Here is a 15,000-nt window from a genome sequence, read left to right on the forward strand (position 1 = left end):
GTGCTGATCACCGGCGCGTCCGGCGGGGTCGGCCGGTTCGCCGCCCGGCTCGCGGTGATGGCCGGGGCGTACGTGATCGCCTCGGTCGGCTCGCTCGCGCGTGGCGAGGGGCTCGGCGCCCACGAGGTCGTCGTCGGGCTCGGCGGCATCGGCACGCCGGTCGACGTGGTGCTCGACAACGTCGGCGGGTCCCAGCTCGTCGCCGCCTGGCAGCTGCTCGCCGAGGGCGGCAACCTGCAGAGCATCGGCTGGACGTCGGACGAGCCCGCGATCTTCCCGCCGTACTCGACGATCGGCCCGGCCAAGACGATGACGTCGTTCATCAACACCGGCCCGGTCGGTGCGGACCTGGCCGACCTCGTGCGGCTGGTCGCGTCCGGTGAGCTCGTCGTGGAGCTCGGCTGGCGTGGTCCGCTCGACCGGTTCGCCGACGCGGCCGCCGCGTTGCGCACCCGCCGGGTGGCCGGCAAGGCCGTGCTCGACGTGTCCTGAGCGGCGGCTCTCACCTCGGACTCTGCCGAAGGGGTCTCGCATTTGGTCAACGGTTGAACTAACGGACCGTAACATCGCTTCTCAGGCCGTCACCGCCAGTGCAGTGGAGGACGTGTTAATCCATTTGGCCTCTTAACTTTTGTTAGTTCTCGACATAAGTTCGAGTAGTTTAGTCGGAAGCGGTACGTCTGCGCCTACGTGACAGCCAACGTGAGGGACAGCCGGTGACATCACCGGATGAAGGCGAGGCAGCGTGACAACGGATGTCACCGCAGCGGTACCCGGCGGCCCGCACCGCCGCGCTCCGCCCGCGGATCCGCGTGCCACCGGGGTGCCCCCTGCCGCCGATCGCCCACCTTTTCCCCGCCAGCTCGCCGTTCTCCCGGAAACCGCCGCACGACCCGGCGGTCATCTCGACCTGCCCTCCAGCCGACCCCCGGTGTCCACGAACGGAGATCCTCAATGGACGAACACGCCCAGCGCCCGCGGTGGTCGCGCCGATCCATGCTGACCGGAGCCGCGGCCGGCCTCGTGACCCCACTCGTCGTGAACGGCAGTGCCGCGCCGTTCAACATCGCCGCCGCCCAGCCCCGGGGCAAGCTCCGCCAGATCACCCTCTACGCGGAGCCCGTCGACGGCGGACTGCTCGGCTACGGCCTCGCACCCGGCAAGGCCACGATTCCCGGGCCCCTGCTGGAGATCTACGAGGGCGACACTCTCGAGATCGAGCTCGTCAACAGCACCGACCAAAGACTCTCGATCCACCCGCACGGCGTGGACTACGACGTCGACTCCGACGGCAGCCCGCTCAACGACTCCTTCAACGAACCTGGTGAGACCCGCACCTACATCTGGCGCAGCCGCACCCAGCGAAGGGCCGGTGGCGGCTTCTACCTGCCGGGCAGCGCCGGCTACTGGCACTACCACGACCACGCGATCGGCGACCACGGAACGGCCGGCATCGCGCGGGGCCTCTACGGCGGGCTGATCGTGCGCAAGGCCGGGGACCTGTTGCCCGACAAGCAGTTCACGATCGTGTTCAACGAGATGTCGATCAACAACAAGGTGGCGCCCGACACCCCGATGTTCGAGGCGAACCACGGCCAGCGGGTGGAGTTCGTGTGCGTCGGCCACGGCAACCAGCCGCACACCTTCCACCTGCACGCACATCGCTGGGCCGACACCCGCACCGGCTTGCTGGGCGGCGACGACGACCACAGCCCGGTGATCGACAACAAGGACCTCAACCCGGGCTGCTCGTTCGGCTTCCAGGTGCTCGCCGGCGAGGGCGTCGGGCCCGGCGTGTGGATGTACCACTGCCACGTCCAGTTCCACGCCGACGACGGGATGGTCGGGTTGTTCCTCGTCCGCAACTCCGACGGCAGCATGCCCGCCGGCGCGCAGGAGGCCATCGACCGCTTCCACGCACACCAGCACGAGGTGGCCGAGAACAAGAGCAGCGGCACGCACACCGGCCACCGGTGACTCCGGATCACACGAACCGAGTGAAGGAGCGAGGGATGGGACGAAGAGTTCCCATAGGACTGACCAGAGCGCGGACCTGGAGAACCGCGGCGGTGATGGTGATCAGCGCGGCGATGAGCTTCGGCACGCTGGCCGCGCCCGCGGTCGCGGCGCCCGCCAAACCAGCGGCGGCGCCGAAAGCCGCCGCCGCGGCCACCGGCGTCAACGTGCTCGTCTTCCACGGCCCGGCCGCGGACCAGAACGACCCCGTCGTGCGCGCGACCGACGCGATCGCCGGGCTCGGCCAGCAGAACGGCATGACCGTCTCGGTCACGACCGACCCGAAGGCGTTCACCCCGGCGAACCTGTCCCGATTCCGCGGCGTCGTGTTCCTCTCCGCCGAGGGCGTCACGCTGGGCGGTGACCAGGAGAGCGCCCTGCAAAACTACATCGAGGCCGGCAACGGCTACCTCGGCATCGCCGACGCGGCCAAGTTCCAGCCCGACTCCGAGTGGTTCACCGGGCTGATCGGCACCCGCCCGGTGGGTGCCGTGCCGCCGGCCCTGCCGGCCGCGGGGATCACCGCCAGCGCGGAGAACCCGCCGAACGAGACCAAGGAGAAGCTCGCGGACGGGCTGGAGAACACCAAGTGGCTGGCGTTCGAGCCGGCCGGGTGGATCGCCTACGAGCTCGAGGAACCGGCCGTGGTGACCAAGTACGCGCTCACGTCGGCCAACGACTTCGCCGGCCGGGACCCGAAGAACTGGACCCTGCAGGGCTCCCAGGACGGTACCGACTGGGTCGACCTGGACAGCCGGTCCGACGAGGAGTTCCCGGAGCGGTTCCAGCGCCGCGAGTTCGAAGTGGACAATGACACGGCGTACGCGCACTACCGGCTCGACATCACCGAGAACGCCGGCGAGCCGCTCACCCAGCTCGCCGAGTGGTCGCTGTACACGGCCGACGCGGAACCACCGCCGGAGCCCGAGCCCCAGGAGGCGGTCGTCGACCTCACCGACCGCCACCACCCGGCGAACGCCGGGCTGCCACTGAATATCACGCGCACCGACAAGTGGCGCAACTGGGCGCCGAACCCGGTCGGCACCGTGCACACGGTGGCGCAGGTGCAGGAGTGGCGCTACGACCCGGGTCCGGGCGCGAACGGCGCGTTCCACCCGATCTCGTGGTGCCGGGACTACGAGGGCGGCCGGTCCTTCTACACCGGCATGGGCGGCACGAGCGGAAGCTACGGCGAGGCCGCGTTCCGCAGCCACCTGCTCGGCGCTCTCAAGTGGACGACCGGCATGGTCCGCGCGGACTGCCAGGCCACGATCGCGTCGAACTACAAGATCGAGCGGCTGACCCCGGAGAACCAGCCGGGCCAGCTCGACCAGATCGGCGAGCCGCACGGCATGACGATCGCGCCGGACGGCACGGTGTTCTACGTCGGCAAGGCGGCCTGTGCGGGCAACACCGTGCCCCAGCCCAACGACTGGACCAACCCGGAGATCGGCAAGGGCTGCGGCACGATCCACCAGTGGGACCCGGTCACCAAGAAGGCGAAGCTGCTGACCACTTTGGACGTGATGGGCAACCGGGGCAGCGGTGACGAGCTGGTCAAGAACGAGGAGGGCCTGCTCGGCATCGTTCCCGACCCGAAGTTCGCCGAGAACGGCTGGCTGTACGTCTACTGGATGCCGCATGAGTCGATCGACCGGGAGAAGCGGATCGGCCACCGGACGATCTCGCGGCTGACCTACGACGCGCAGAACCAGACGATCGACCAGGCCAGCCGCAAGGACCTGATGAGCTGGCCGGTGCAGATCCACAGCTGCTGCCACGCGGGCGGCGGCATGGCCTTCGACGCCGCGGGCAACCTCTACGTCGGGTCCGGCGACAACAACTCGTCGCAGGGCTCGCAGGGCTACTCCGGGAACAACTGGGAGGCCGAGTTCGCGGGCCTCTCGTTCCAGGACGCGCGCCGCACGGCCGGCAACACCAACGACTACGGCGGCAAGATCATCCGGATCCACCCGGAGCCGGACGGCACGTACGCGATCCCCGAGGGCAACCTGTTCCCCGAGGCGAACGACCCGGGTGACAAGACCCGCCCGGAGATCTACGTGATGGGCGTGCGCAACATCGCGCGCCTGGCCATCGACCCGGAGCACGACTGGCTGACCGCCGGCTGGGTCGGGCCGGACGCGTCCTCGCCGAACCCCGACCTCGGGCCGGCGAAGTACGAGACCGCGACGATCATCACCGAGGCCGGCAACCACGGCTGGCCGTACTGCATGGGCAACCGGCAGCCGTACCGGGACCGCAGCAACGTCGACGCGGACGTGCTGACCGGCTGGTACGACTGCGACCACCCGCTGAACACCTCGCCGCGCAACACCGGCCTGGTGGAGCTGCCGGCCATCAAGGACAACATGATCTGGTACTCGCCGGACGGCGGCGGCCCGGTGTTCCCGAAACGGCCGGACAGCTCGATCCCGACCTACGACGCCGACGACGCCACCTACACCCAGCCGTACCTGCGGGGCGGCGGCCAGGCGATCATGTCCGGGCCGACGTACCACTACGACCGGGTCGACACCGACTCCGGTGTCGCGTGGCCGAAGTACTGGGACGACAAGTGGTTCATCGGCGACGAGTCGAACCCGGCCAACCGGGTTGCGGTGACCGTGGACCCGGCTGGTGTGCCGCAGCACCGCCCGCCGGCGTTCGCCGAGACGGTCGGCAAGATCATCCAGGCGGGCTCGGGCGACGACCGGCTGCAGAGCTGGATGGACGCCAGGTTCGGTCCGGACGGCGCGCTCTACATGCTCGACTACGCGGGTGGGTTCTTCAGTGTGGACCCGAACCAGAAGCTGATCCGGGTCACCTACGAGGGCGGCCCGCCCACCCCGCTGCCGGACGCGTCGTCGGTCGCGGTGCAGAACAAGCCGCTGACCTACCAGTTCAACGGCTCGCGGGCCGGCGGTGTGGCCTACGACTGGGACTTCGGTGACGGCAAGACGTCGACCGAGGCCAACCCGCGGCACACCTATACCCGGGTGGGTCCGTTCACCGCCAGGCTGACCGTGACCTACGCGAACGGCGAGACGGCGACGATCCGCACGGCCGTGAACGTCGGCTGCGTCACCTCCGATCCGAACAGGACGGTGACGTTCGGCGACACCGACACCAGGGTCGTGAACAAGAACGCCGGCGGCGGCTGCAAGATCGACGACATGATCGACGACGAGAGCACGTGGGCGACCCACCGCGCGTTCGTCAACCACGTGGCGGCCGTCGTCAAGCGGCTGCGCGACCTCGGCATCGTCAACGCCAACCAGCAGACGAAGCTGAACAACGCGGCGAAGGCGTCGGACATCGGCCGGCCCGGCACCACCGGGTACGACGCGATCTTCGACGGGACGGACCAGTCCCTGTACGACTGGGCACAGGCGCCGTCCGGCGAGTTCACCATTCAGCCGGACGGCTCGCTGAGAGCCGCGGGCGGGCTGGGCATGTTGTGGTACGCGAAGAAGGCGTTCGGCGACTTCTCGCTGAAGCTGGAGTTCTCCGACATCGCACCGGAGGGCCACCGTGCCAACAGCGGCGTCTTCGTGCGGTTCCCGGACGTCCGGACGCCGCTGGAGGAGCGACCACCGGGCAGCTGCGGCACCGTCGGCGCCGCACGCGACTCGGCGGCGTGGGTCGCGATCTACTGTGGACAGGAGGTCCAGATCTACGACGGCGAGACCGGCGAGCCGCAGAAGACCGGGTCGATCTACAACTTCGACCAGGTCGGCCTGGACGACGCCGGCGCGACGCCGAAGGGTCAGTGGAACACCTACGAGATCAGGGTCGTCGGGCAGCACTACACGATCATCCGCAACGGCGAGGTGATCAACGAGTTCGACAACACCCCGGGCCAGGAGTCCTCCCGGCCGGGTGACCCGCCGACGGACCTGCGGCAGTTCACGAGTGGCTACATAGGACTGCAGAACCACAGTGACAACGATCTGATCGAGTTCCGCAACATCCGGGTGCGGCAGCTGTAGCCGGGTGGCCGGCCGGTGCGGGTCCACCCACACCGGCCGGCCCCATTTCCGCCTCCCCGGAGTTTTGACGATTGGTCGCGCCGGGTCGGGATCGTCCTTTGGTCACGTACCTGTGGCTGGGTTTCGTCACGTTCCCCTGAGGCGCGGTTCGTCGAGGACTCGTTTGGCGAATTCCAAGAAAGGCTTCGTTCACATGCTTCTAGCTCGAGCACTGTTCGCCGCGCTGGTCGCGGCGCTCACCGTGGTGGGGCTGGTGGTGTCGCCCGCGTCCGCCTCCGTCGCGTCGGCTGACCCCTCGGCGGCCGCCCAGACTCTGACCTGGACCGCCGACGACAGCACCACCGAGTACGCCTCCGCCCCGACGACCGCCGTGGCCGGGGCGACCACGATCGTCTTCGAGAACAGCACGGCGACCGGCAACACGACCGGTATGAGCCACACCCTGACCTTCGATACGTCGACGCCGGGCTACAACCACGATGTCAGCCTGAACATCGTCGCGAGCCCGTTCGACTCCAACGGCGGCCGGCACGAACAAGAGGTGACGCTCACGCCGGGCACGTACCGCTACTTCTGCGCGATCCCCGGCCACGGCCAGATGGTCGGCGAGTTCACGGTCACCGGCGGCGGTGAGGACACCACGCCGCCGACGGTGACCGCCGAAGTGACCGGCGAGCAGGACGCCGACGGGAACTACGTCGGCAGCGCCACCGCCACGCTCACCGCCACGGACGACTCGTCCGGTGTGGACAGCGTGGAGTACTCACTGGACGGCGGCGCGTGGGCGACCTACTCCGAGCCCGTGGTCGTGAACACCGTGGGCGACCACGTGCTCAAGTACCGGGCGACCGACGTCGCCGGCAACACCTCGCCGGAGGGCATGGTCGACTTCACGGTGGTGGCCGGCGGCGGTGAGGACACCACGCCGCCGACGGTGTCCGCCGAGGTGACCGGCGAGCAGGACGCGGACGGGAACTACGTCGGCAGCGCCACCGTGACGGTGACCGCCACCGACGAGGGATCCGGTGTGGCGTCGGTGGAGTACGAGGTCGATGACACCGGCTTCCAGCCCTACACCGAGCCGGTGACGGTGTCCACGCCTGGCGACCACGCGGTCCAGTACCGCGCGACCGACGCGGCCGGCAATGTCTCCGAGACCGGCTCGGTGCCGTTCCGGGTCGTCGAGGGCGGCGGTGAGGACACGACGCCGCCGACGGTGACGGCCGAGGTCTCCGGCGAGCAGGACGGCGACGGCAACTACGTCGACACCGCCACGGTGACGCTGTCCGCCACGGACTCCGGTTCCGGCGTGGCGTCCGTCGAGTACTCATTGGACGGTGCGGCGTTCGTGCCGTACACCGAGCCGGTGGTGGTCAACGAGCCGGGCCCGCACATGCTCCACTACCGCGCGACCGACGTCGCCGGCAACGTCTCGCCGGAGGGCATGGTCGACTTCACCGTGGTGGAGCGGGACACGACGGCGCCCACCGTGTCGGCCGAGGTGATCGGCGAGCAGGACGCGGACGGGAACTACGTCGGCTCCGCGGTCGTGACGGTCACCGCGTCCGACGCGGACTCCGGGGTGGCGTCGATCGAGTACTCGATGGACGGTGCGGCCTTCGTGCCCTACACCGAGCCGGTCCAGGTGTCCGCCGCGGGCGAGCACGCGTTCGCCTTCCGTGCCACGGACGTCGCGGGCAACGTGTCCGAGGAGGGCTCGGTGTCGTTCACGGTCGTCGAGGCGCCGGGTGAGGACACCACGCCGCCGTCGGTGTCGGCGGTGGTGTCGGGCGACCAGGACTCGAACTGGAACTACCTGGACAGCGCGACGCTGACGATCGACGCGCTGGACGTGGACTCCGGGGTCGCGTCGGTGGAGTACAAGCTGGACGACGGCGACTGGACGGCCTACACCGAGCCGGTCACCGTGGACACGGCTGGGACGCACACGGTGACCTACCGCGCGACCGACAAGGCCGGCAACGTCTCCGCGGAGCTGTCGGGCACGTTCACGATCGTCGAGACGACCGAGGACGCCTGCCCGAGCTCGGACACCCGCCCGACCGTGATCATCGGTGTGACCGACACCGGTGTGGCCAATGTGGACACCGGGAACGGCTGCACGATCAACGACCTGATCGCCGAGGACGCCGAGTACGGCACGCACAACAGGTTCGTACGCCACGTCAACCGGGTCACCGACGAGCTGGTGACCGCGGGGATCATCACGTCGCAGGAACGCAGCGTCATCGTGAACGCGGCGATCGAGTCCGACATCGGCAGGCGCGCGACGTTCGCCTAGCCATACGGAAAGTGGAGCCCCGGCACACAGGCAGCCGGGGCCCCACCCGTGTCCGTGTCTGGCCGTGCGCCCGGCGCGATAATGTCGGCCCATGGTGTCGCGCCGCGCGAAGGGATGGTTGTTGCTCGCCGGTGCCGCCGTGCTGGGGGCCGTGGTGGGGGTCCTGGCCGGCTACCTGCTCGACGATCGCCTGGCGGGCGCGGTGACCGGCATGGTGACTGCCGTGCTCGGCGTGCTGGGCGCGCGCGGGCGGGCGCTCGTCGACCGCGGCACCGAGGTTCGCGCCGCGCTTCCGGACGAGGTGCTCGGCGGCCGGCCCCGCCGGGTTCGCGAGCTGACCGACCCGGTTCTGCTCGGCGTGCATCCCGCGGCAAGGGACGGCAGCGGCCAGGTGCCCGCGTACGTGTCCCGCGATGTCGACGACCGGGTGGACGACGCCTTGCGGGCGGGCGGGTTCGTCCTGCTCAGCGGTGAGTCGACGGCGGGGAAGACGAGGGTCGCGTACGAGGCGGTGCGGCGGGTGCTGCCGGATCGCCGGCTGATCGCGCCGGCGTCGCGGGAGTCGGTGCGGACCGTGGTGGAGACCGTCGCCGACCAACGGGGCTGCGTGGTGTGGCTGGACGACGTCGAGCGCTACTTCGGTGCCAACGGGCTGACCGTCCCGCTGCTGCAACGGATGCTGGCCGCCGACGCGGTGGTGCTCGGCACCATCCGGGTCGCCGAGCTCGACCGGTTCGGCGCGCGCCACGAGGCCGCGCTCGACGGTGACGAGCGGGACGGCTGGCGGACCACGCGCGAGGTGTTGCGGCTGGCCGACGAGATCCCGCTGTCGCGCCGCTGGAGCGAGCCGGAGCTGGACCGGGCGAGCCGGTCCACGGATCGCCGGGTTCGCTCGGCGCTGCGGATGACCGACGCGTTCGGGCTGGCCGAACTGCTGGCCGACGGCCCCGAGCTGGCACGGGACTGGCACAACGCCTGGCGGCCGGACGGGCACCCGCAGGGTGCCGCGCTCGTCGCGGCCGCCGTCGACTGCCGGCGCGCCGGGTTGAGCGAGCCGGTGCCGGTCGACCTGCTCGCCGACCTGGCGCGGCACTACCTCGACGCGCGGGGTGGCACGACGCTGCGGCCCGAGCCGCTGGACGCGGCGGTGAGCTGGGCGACGACGCCGGCACGCGGCACGAGCAGCCTGCTGATCCCCGCCGGGGAGGACGGGCGCGTGCTCGCCTTCGACTACCTGATCGACCTGCCGGCCGACCCCGTTCCGGTCGCCGTCTGGCTGGCGGTGGTCGACTGGTGCGATCCCGAGCAGGCGCTCGTGGTCGGCCGCGCGGCGCGCGGCGTCGCCCGCTTCGAGGCGTCCACGGCGGCGTTCCGCAAGGCCGCGGACGCGGGTGTGCCGGGGGCGGGTGCCGAGCTGGCCGAGGCGATCGGGTCGGGTGGCGATCCGCGTACGGCGATCACGTTGCTCACGTCGATGCTCGCCGGCATACCGCGCGACGACCCCGAGGCGCTGAAGCTGCGCGGCGCGCTCGCCCGGTTCACCCAGGAGATCGATGACTCCGAGCTCGCCACCCGGATGTTCGCCGAGCTGCTGGACGACTGCCGCGACGTGCTCGGCCCCGATGCCCCGGACACGCTCGCGATCCGGCTGCAGGCCGCCATCCAGCTCGGCAAGAACCGCTCGCGCCGCGAGGCGGTCCGGCGGCTGGCCGAGCTGACCGAGGACCACACACGGGTGTACGGCCCGGACCACCACGAGACGTTGCGCGCGCGGCACCTGCACGCCATCTGGACCGGCCGGTGCGGTGACCGGGCCCGGGCGCTGGAGCTGTTCACCGAGCTACTCGCCGACCGGACACGGGTGCAGGGCAGCGATCATCCGAACGTCCTGAGCACCCGCTTCCAGATCGCGGTGTGGACGCGCAACGGCGGCGACACCGAGCGCGCGATCGAGCTGTTCACCGAGCTGCTGCCGGGAAGCATCCGGGTGCTCGGCGAACACCACCCGCACACCGTGTCCACCCGGTACCGGCTCGGGCTGGGCGCGCGCGACATCGGCCGGCTCGAGCTGGCCGCCGAGCAGCTGGACATCGTGTGCACGGAGTGGACGAGGCGATTCGGCCCGGACAGCGAGCGCGCGAGCGCGATCCGCTCCCTGATCGCCAAGCTCGACCCCGCCAATCCATCCACAATGGACTAGCCCCACCAAAGCACCCGCGAGTCCAACGCTTAGAACCCGCGAGTCCAACGCTCCGAACCGGCGAGTCATACGTTCGCGACCGGTGAGTCGACGAGCACCGTTCAAAACAGGCCCGCGGCGTGCCCGGGCGCTGCTGATCCGGAGTGTTTCGAATCGTGCTCGGCCGCTACCGCATGGCAAGCACCGAACCCGTCCGCGCGGGACACGATCCGGCCGTCCTCGACGCGCACCGCCGCCTCCGTCCCGTCGCTCACCGCCGGCACCCCGGCCGCGGCGGCGACCGACCCCGCGGGGTCGCAGACCACCTGAACCGGCGGCCACGCCGTGCGGGGGAACGACTGGCGCAGGCAGCCGCAGAGCTCGCCGATCACCAGGCGCGCCAACGGATCCAGCTCGGCCGGCGCGCCGGTCACCAGCACGACCGTGACCGGCGAACCGGCGCCCGCGCGCACCGCCTCCTCCACGGCCGGCAACCGGTGCGGGCCGAGGACCGCGACCACGCCGCCGTCGAGCCGGGCCGGCGATCCGGTCACCAGGTCGACCGCGGGCGGCGGACTCCACGGCTCGGACGCCGGCCGCGTCGGCGGGGCCAGCCGGGGCGGCGCCCAGTAGTCGTTCAGCTCCAGGCCCGCCAGCCGCTCGCACGCGCTCACCACGTCGAACGCCTCGCCGAACCCAGGCGCGGCCGCCGCCAGCCGTCGTGCACCGTGCAGCATCGTCAGCGCCGTCTCCGCCAGCCGCACCAGCCGCGCACCGGGTGCCGGTGGGCGCAGCCGCTCCAGCGCAAGGCCCAGCAGCAGCGCGTCCAGGATCATCAGGCGGGTGAACGGCGTGCGCACGCTCTCGTCGGCCTGCACCTCGCCGAACAGATCCACGCCGAGCCGCGCCTCGGGACCGTCGAGCCGGGCCACCCACGCCCGGGCCAGCGCACCCAGTGCCTCGGCGGGGGAGCGGCCGAGCGTCGGGTTCGGCGGTGCGGGCCACTCGACCTCGGCGAGCACCGCGAAGTACAGCGCCCGCTTGCCGGGGAAGTTCGAGTAGACCGCGCCGCGGGTGAGCCCCGCGCGCGCCGCGATGCTGTCGATCTTGGCGTCGCGGAAGCCGCGCTCGGCGAATTCCTCGCGTGCCGCGGCGAGCACCTTCGCGCGGTTGCGTTCCTGCGTCTGCGCCCTGCTGAGCCCCACCTGATCACGATAGCGGGCCATCCGTATGGTAAGAACATATGGTGACACCATCTGAAATTCATGAGATCGACCTGTCCGACCCGTCGCTCCTGAGCGACCCGTTCACCGCCTACGGGCGCGTCCGTGAGGAGACGCCGCTGGCTCGGATCCCATTGCCCGGCATCGGCGCGATGTGGGCCCTGACCAGGTACGACGACGCCCGCGCGATGCTCGCCGACCCCCGCTTCGAGATCAACGAGTCGAGCTTCCTGCGACCCGGCGTGCCCGAGGACTGCCTCGCCTACATGCGGACCATGTCCGAGATGAACGGCCCGGAGCACACGCGGCTGCGCCGGCTCGTGGCACCCGCGTTCACGCCGCGCCGCGCCGCGGAGTTCCGGCCGCGAATCGAGCCGCTCGTCGACCGCCTGCTCGCGGAGCTGCCCGAGGAGGAGCCGGTCGACCTGCTGACGCACTTCGCCCACCCGCTGCCGATGGACGTCATCTGCGAGCTGGTCGGCATCCCGGCCGGCGACCGCCAGCGGTGGCGGGAGTACGGCGCCACTGTCGCGTCGGGAGCGGGTCCGGCGTTCGCCGCGGCCATCCCGGGGATCATGGCCGGGGCGCGCGAGGCGGTCGCCCGCCGCCGCGCCGAGCCCGCCGACGACCTGCTGTCCGATCTCGTCCGCGTCCAGGCCGAGGACGGCGACCGGCTGAGCGACACCGAGCTGATCACCTTGGTGTGGCACCTGGTCCTCGCGGGCCAGACACCGGCCAACCTCATCGCGAACGCCGTCGCGCTGCTGCTGACCGACCCCGCGCACGTCACCGCGTTCCACGCCGACCCGGGCCGCGCCGTGGAGGAGCTGACCCGCTGGTGCGGCCCGACGATGATGTCGATCCCCCGGTACGCGCGCGAGGACGTGCCACTCTGCGGGACGGTCGTGCGCAAGGGCGAGCCGGTCACGGCGGTCGTCGCGTCGGTGAACCGGGACCCGCGCGCCTTCGGTGACCCCGACCGGCTCGACCTCGCCCGCGCCGGGGCGCCATCGGGCCACCTCGGGTACGGTCACGGCCCGCACTTCTGCCTCGGCGCGTCGCTGGCACGGGTGCAGACGGAGGTCGCGTTGAGCATGCTGCTGGACCGCTTCCCGACGCTGTCGCTGGTGGAGGCGGTCCGCGCACCCGACCCGGGCACGTGGCGTCTCGGCTCGCTGCGGGTACGTCGCTGACACGGCGCTGACACACTGTCGGACGTGACGACTCGTGCACTGGTTCGCCGCCCGGATCCCCGGCTCGCCGAGGGCCTCGTCTCCCACATCGAGCGCCGGACCGTCGACGTCGGGCTGGCCCGGCGGCAGTGGCAGGCCTACGTCGACGCCCTGCGGGCGCAGGGGTGGGAGACCGTCGAGGTCGAGCCGGCCGACGGGTGCCCGGACTCGGTGTTCGTCGAGGATCCCGTTGTGGTGTACGGGGATCTGGCCGTCATCACGCGGTCCGGGGCGCCCCAGCGGCGGCCGGAGGCGGCCGGGGTCGAGCGGGCGGTCCGCGCGGCCGGCTACCACGTCGCGCGGATCGAGCAGCCGGGCACGCTCGACGGCGGCGACGTGCTCAAGGTCGGCTCGACCGTCTACGTCGGACTCAGCGGCCGCACGAACGAGGCCGGCGTCCGGCAGCTGGCCGCGCTCCTCGACGCGACCGGCGCCACCGTGGTGCCGGTGCCGGTCACGAAGGTGCTGCACCTGAAGTCCGCGGTGACCGCGTTGCCCGACGGGACCGTCATCGGGTACCCGCCGCTCGTCGACGACCCGGCGGTGTTCGCGGACTTCCTCGCCGTGCCGGAGGAACCGGGCGCGCACGTCGTGCTGCTGGGCGGGAACCGGGTGCTGCTGGCCGCGTCGGCTCCCCGGACCGCAGCGCGGCTGCGTGCGCGGGGCCTCGAGCCGGTCACCGTCGACATCGGGGAGTTCGAGAAGCTCGAGGGCTGCGTGACCTGCCTGTCGGTCAGGCTCCGCTAGCGCCCATGCCGCCCGGGCTCGCGGTCCACGCCTGGTTCGGCCAGTACGGCCACTCCTCGAACGACACGCACCGCCCGTCCGCGGCGAAGCGCACCAGCCACAGGTCCTGGTACTCCTGCCGAACCGGCTCGCCGTAGCGCACCAGCACCCTCGCCACCCCGGTGTCCCCCTCGACGGCCACGATCGACGCGGCCATCGTGAACATCTCGTCGGGCCCGTCCCGCTCCGCCTCCCAGTCCCGCTCGATGTCGGGCAGGCCGACGACCGGCTCCTCGTAGGGCGCGTGCAGGTAGCTCGCGTCCTCGGTGAACAGCTCCCGCAGGTGTGCGGTGCCCGCGCTGCGCCAGGACCGCTCGTACCGCTCGATCCACGCCGCGAACTCCGCTCGGTCGACCATATCGAGATCCTGCCACGCCCGGGCGGTCGTTGTTCGCCGGATTGGCAGCGCCGGATTGGCAGGGCACGAGGTGGCCGGATCGCCTGCGCGCGCGGTCAGGGACACTGGACGCATGAGTGACGCATTCGTCTACGACGCGGTTCGCACCCCGTTCGGCCGGTTCGACGGCGCGCTGGCCAAGGTCCGTCCGGACGACCTCGGCGCCACCGTGCTGCGCGCGATCGCCGAGCGGTCCCCGGCACTGGACACCGCGGCCGTCGACGAGGTCCTGTTCGGCAACGCGAACGGCGCGGGTGAGGACAACCGCAACGTCGGACGGATGGCGTCGCTGCTCGCCGGCTACCCGGTGAGCGTGCCGGGCGGCACCGTCAACCGGCTGTGCGGCTCCGGCCTCGACGCGGCGATGTCGGCGTCCCGGGCGATCGAGACCGGCGACGCGGACGTCGTCGTGGCCGGCGGCGTCGAGTCGATGACCCGCGCGCCGTGGGTGCTGCCGAAGCCAGACCGCGCGTTCCCCGCTCGCGACGTCACGGCGGTGTCCACCACGCTCGGCTGGCGGCTGGTGAACCCGTTGATGCCGAAGGAGTGGACTGTCTCGCTCGGTGAGTCGAACGAGCGGCTGCGCGAGGAGTTCGGCATCTCCCGCGAGCGGCAGGACGAGTTCGCCCTGCGCTCGCACCGGCTCGCGCACGAGGCGTGGGAGGCGGGCTTCTACGACGACCTCACCGTCGGGGCCGGCGGGCTGACCCGCGACGAGGGCGTCCGGCCGGACACGAGCATGGCGAAGCTGGGCGAGCTGAGGCCGTCCTTTCGTGCGGACGGCACGATCACCGCGGGCAACGCGTCCCCGCTCAGCGACGGCGCGTCGGCCGTGCTGCTCGGCTCGGGTGGTGCGGCCGCGCTGCTCGGCCG

General features: G+C 71.3%; 10 protein-coding genes. 8 read left to right on the forward strand and 2 right to left on the reverse strand.

What is annotated here, in order from left to right; translation table 11 throughout:
* From ACRDTB_RS32595 to ACRDTB_RS32615, 5 genes are all read left to right on the forward strand, one after another.
* A partial coding sequence (locus ACRDTB_RS32595; protein ID WP_431436050.1) for a zinc-binding dehydrogenase occupies positions 1–492 on the forward strand: 492 nt, incomplete at its 5' end.
* Between the two features lie 462 nt (positions 493–954).
* Positions 955–1,977, forward strand: coding sequence for a multicopper oxidase domain-containing protein (locus tag ACRDTB_RS32600; RefSeq protein ID WP_431436051.1), 1,023 nt, complete (start codon positions 955–957; stop codon positions 1,975–1,977).
* 35 nt (positions 1,978–2,012) lie between these two features.
* Positions 2,013–6,008 carry a ThuA domain-containing protein gene (locus ACRDTB_RS32605; protein ID WP_431436052.1) on the forward strand — a complete coding sequence of 1,332 codons (3,996 nt, stop codon included), beginning with the start codon at positions 2,013–2,015 and terminating at the stop codon, positions 6,006–6,008.
* A 193-nt stretch (positions 6,009–6,201) separates the two neighbouring features.
* Entirely contained in the window at positions 6,202–8,310 is a 2,109-nt protein-coding gene (locus ACRDTB_RS32610) for an OmpL47-type beta-barrel domain-containing protein (protein WP_431436053.1), read from the forward strand.
* A 91-nt stretch (positions 8,311–8,401) separates the two neighbouring features.
* Positions 8,402–10,510, forward strand: coding sequence for a tetratricopeptide repeat protein (locus ACRDTB_RS32615; RefSeq protein ID WP_431436054.1), 2,109 nt, complete (start codon positions 8,402–8,404; stop codon positions 10,508–10,510).
* Between the two features lie 101 nt (positions 10,511–10,611).
* Here ACRDTB_RS32615 and ACRDTB_RS32620 read toward each other — a convergent pair whose 3' ends face one another.
* Positions 10,612–11,715 (reverse strand): TetR/AcrR family transcriptional regulator, encoded by a 1,104-nt coding sequence (locus ACRDTB_RS32620; RefSeq protein ID WP_431436056.1) that lies wholly within the window; start codon positions 11,713–11,715, stop codon positions 10,612–10,614.
* 17 nt (positions 11,716–11,732) lie between these two features.
* Between ACRDTB_RS32620 and ACRDTB_RS32625 the strand changes: the two genes are divergently transcribed.
* A complete protein-coding gene (locus ACRDTB_RS32625) occupies positions 11,733–12,905 on the forward strand; it encodes a cytochrome P450 family protein (RefSeq protein ID WP_431436057.1) in 1,173 nt (390 codons plus the stop codon).
* A 24-nt stretch (positions 12,906–12,929) separates the two neighbouring features.
* The gene (gene ddaH, locus ACRDTB_RS32630) at positions 12,930–13,691 is read left to right on the forward strand and encodes a dimethylargininase (protein WP_431436058.1); all 762 of its coding nucleotides are present in this window, start codon (positions 12,930–12,932) and stop codon (positions 13,689–13,691) included.
* Here ddaH and ACRDTB_RS32635 read toward each other — a convergent pair.
* Positions 13,678–14,088 (reverse strand): nuclear transport factor 2 family protein, encoded by a 411-nt coding sequence (locus tag ACRDTB_RS32635; RefSeq protein ID WP_431436059.1) that lies wholly within the window; start codon positions 14,086–14,088, stop codon positions 13,678–13,680. The genes ddaH and ACRDTB_RS32635 overlap by 14 nt on opposite strands.
* A gap of 112 nt (positions 14,089–14,200) precedes the next feature.
* Between ACRDTB_RS32635 and ACRDTB_RS32640 the strand changes: the two genes are divergently transcribed.
* Positions 14,201–15,000, forward strand: an 800-nt coding sequence (locus ACRDTB_RS32640) for a thiolase family protein (protein ID WP_431436060.1), incomplete at its 3' end; no start/stop codon positions are given.

The sequence above is a fragment of the Actinophytocola sp. genome (assembly GCF_050699935.1).
Classification (GTDB): domain Bacteria; phylum Actinomycetota; class Actinomycetes; order Mycobacteriales; family Pseudonocardiaceae; genus Actinophytocola.

Bases quoted from the DNA above. Each gene is read 5' to 3' on its own strand.
- ACRDTB_RS32600 (WP_431436051.1), top strand. From the start codon at position 955: ATGGACGAACACGCCCAGCGCCCGCGGTGGTCGCGCCGATCCATGCTG.
- ACRDTB_RS32635 (WP_431436059.1), bottom strand. From the start codon at position 14,088: ATGGTCGACCGAGCGGAGTTCGCGGCGTGGATCGAGCGGTACGAGCGG.
- ACRDTB_RS32605 (WP_431436052.1), top strand. From the start codon at position 2,013: ATGGGACGAAGAGTTCCCATAGGACTGACCAGAGCGCGGACCTGGAGA.
- ACRDTB_RS32615 (WP_431436054.1), top strand. From the start codon at position 8,402: ATGGTGTCGCGCCGCGCGAAGGGATGGTTGTTGCTCGCCGGTGCCGCC.
- ACRDTB_RS32620 (WP_431436056.1), bottom strand. From the start codon at position 11,715: ATGGCCCGCTATCGTGATCAGGTGGGGCTCAGCAGGGCGCAGACGCAG.
- ACRDTB_RS32625 (WP_431436057.1), top strand. From the start codon at position 11,733: ATGGTGACACCATCTGAAATTCATGAGATCGACCTGTCCGACCCGTCG.
- ACRDTB_RS32610 (WP_431436053.1), top strand. From the start codon at position 6,202: ATGCTTCTAGCTCGAGCACTGTTCGCCGCGCTGGTCGCGGCGCTCACC.